We start from the raw sequence: 1,154 nt of genomic DNA on the forward strand, positions 1-1,154 counted from the left end.
CTGACCGGGACGGAATGCGCCGACCTGATCGACGGGCGCGACGGCAATGACGTGATCGACGGCCGCGGCGGCTCCGACATCCTGCATGGCGGCGCCGGCAACGACTTCATCCGCGGCGGCGCCGGCCATGACCTGATCTATGCCGGCCGTGGCAACGATATCGTCTATGGCGGCGAGGGCAACGACACGATCTATGGCGATGACGGCGACGACCAGCTCTTCGGCGAGGATGGCGACGACATCATCTTCGGCGGCAACGGCAACGACATCATCATCGGCGGTAAGGGCAATGATCGGCTCTATGGCGGCGATGGTGACGATTTCATCGACGGCGGTGAGGGGGACGACTGGATCGATGCCGGTGAGGGCAACAACGTTGTCTTGACCGGCGACGGCAACAACACCGTCCGCACTGGTAATGGCAACAATGTCGTCATCGGTGGCGCCCACGTCGACATCGTCGAGTTCGGCTGCGGCCAGGACACGGCCCGTCTCGGTGGGGGGGACGACGTCGCGGCGGGCGGCGGCGGCAACGACCGGCTCTTCGGCGAATCCGGCAACGATACGCTCTCCGGCGATGACGGCGACGATGTACTCGATGGCGGGGAGGGCGACGATCACCTCGCCGGCGGCTGCGGCAAGGACAGGCTCTTTGGTGGTAGCGGCAATGACTTGCTCGACGCCGGTGACGGCGATGACGAGGTGGAGGGCGGCGACGGCGACGACATCGTCGTCGGCGGAGACGGAGACGACAGGGTTGAGGGCGATGCCGGCCATGACCGGCTCTTCGGCGGAGCGGGCGACGACCGGATCGAGGGCAATGATGGCAATGACGTCATTGATGGCGGCACCGGCAATGACTGCCTGTTCGGTGGGACCGGCAATGACGTGATCCAGGGCGGTGCCGGCAACGACCGGATCGAGGGAGGTAGCGGCGCCGATACGCTCGATGGCGGTGGGGGCAGGGACCGGGTTGAGGCCGGGTCTGGCGACGACGTGATCATCGGTACGCTCGATGCTGCGGCCGATTGCTATGATGGCGGCAGCGGYTGCGACACGYTGGATTACTCCCRGGCRACGCARWGCATCGACATCAACCTGGTCGAGGGCAAGGCGGTCAGCGTCGAGATCGGCGAGGACAGGTTCTCCAATAT

The 1,154-nt window shown here is 65.9% G+C and carries 1 protein-coding gene; it reads left to right on the top strand.

Annotated elements, in window-relative coordinates; translation table 11 throughout:
* A partial coding sequence (locus AC1DRP_RS36610) for a calcium-binding protein (protein ID WP_476771143.1) occupies nt 1–1,154 on the top strand: 1,154 nt, incomplete at both ends.

Source organism: Allobosea sp. 01N443 (genome assembly GCF_056399325.1).